At 61.5% G+C, this 1,542-nt stretch carries 1 protein-coding gene; it reads left to right on the top strand.

Translation table 11 applies throughout. The features are described from left to right. Window positions 1-61: 61 nt before the first annotated feature. Window positions 62-1,494, top strand: a protein-coding gene (locus tag ACP7DD_RS26475; RefSeq protein WP_426178372.1) for an IS3 family transposase whose coding sequence is annotated in 2 segments (ribosomal slippage) — window positions 62-434 and window positions 434-1,494 — 1,434 coding nt in all. Because the reading frame shifts where the segments join, the coding sequence is not laid out codon by codon here. The last annotated feature ends 48 nt before the right edge of the window (window positions 1,495-1,542 follow it).

The following is a 1,542-nucleotide window of genomic DNA, read 5'->3' as shown; positions in this document are numbered from 1 at the left end:
CCCCCTGTGTCAAACTACTGTGAGACAACTTCATCCAGCTAATTAAGGAAGTTGCAATCACATGGAAACCCAGATGTCGCCAGCGGTAAAACATATTGAAGAACGCGAGAGCGCCGAGGTTGTCGCCGTTGCGCGTCGCCGTAAATTCACCGCCAGCTATAAGCGGCGCATCGTGCGCGAAGCCGATGCCTGCAGCGATCCAGGCGCCGTCGGTGCGCTGTTGCGTCGCGAGGGATTGTACAGCTCGCATTTGAGCAACTGGCGCCAGGAGGTCGAGGTGATCGAACTGGCGGCTTTGCAGAGCAAGCCACGGGGTCCCAAGCCCGACGCGGCCAAGGCAGCCGAGCGCCGCGTTCTCAGTCTGGAGCAGGAGAACGCCAAGCTGAAGAAGCAGCTTGGCCGTGCCGAACAAATCATCGATGTCCAAAAAAAACTCTGCGATCTGCTGGGCTTGCCGACGGCGGGGGATCTGCCGTGATGACCGCCGCCAGTGGCTTGGTGCTGTCGCTTGGCGCCGCTGCTGCCTGCAAAGGCATGGGCGTGTCGCGCGCCACCTTCTACCGTGCCAAGTCGCCGCGCGCTGCGCTGCACACGGTGCGCCAGCCACGTCGTTCTCCGCTCGCCCTGGGGCCGGTGGAGCGCCAGCAGGTACTTGATGTCCTGCACGCACCCGAATACGTCGACAGCGCGCCCCACACGGTGTACGCCCGTCTGCTCGACGACGGGATATACCTCGCATCGGTCTCGACCTTCTATCGCCTGCTGCGCAAGGCCGGCGGTACCCGGTCGCGGCGCGACGAACTGGTTCATCCTGCCTATGCACGGCCGGAACTGCTGGCGACGAAACCGTGCGAAGTCTGGTCATGGGACATCACCAAGATCAAGGGACCGGCCAAGTCGGCGCATTTCCACCTATACGTCATTCTCGACATCTTTAGCCGTTGCGTGGTGGGCTGGATGATCGCGGGCTGGGAGTCGGCGGAACTGGCCGAAGCGCTCATCGCCGACTCCTGCGACAAGCACGCCATCGCGCCTGGGCAGCTGACCTTGCACGCCGACCGCGGTGCCTCCATGCGTTCGAAGCCAGTCGCCGATCTGCTGGCCGACCTGGGCGTCATCAAGAGCCACAGCCGGCCTTACGTCTCCGACGACAACCCGTACTCCGAATCGCAATTTAAGACCATGAAATACCGGCCCAACTTTCCGGACCGGTTTCAGTCGATCGAGGAGGCGCGGGCGTTCTGCCAGACGTTCTTCGCCTGGTACAACTACGAGCACCGCCACTCCGGCATCGGCTACGTGACGCCCGCCGCCATGCATGCAGGTGTGGCCGCCGCGATCTACGATCAGCGTGTGACCGTCCTGCAGAACGCCTTTACGCAGCATCCCAATCGATTCAAATACCGGCTGCCACGCCCGCCGGCATTGCCAACCGTAGCGGGCATTAACATGCCAAAACCGGAGGCCGAGAGCGGGGAGAATCCAGAGAATTAGACACTAAACTCATCAAATTCATTGTCTCAAAGTGATTGACACATTCCG

The organism is Massilia sp. TWR1-2-2, assembly GCF_049897565.1.
Taxonomy (GTDB): domain Bacteria; phylum Pseudomonadota; class Gammaproteobacteria; order Burkholderiales; family Burkholderiaceae_D; genus JAFCUW01.
This window is presented reverse-complemented; position numbering and strand designations above follow the sequence as displayed.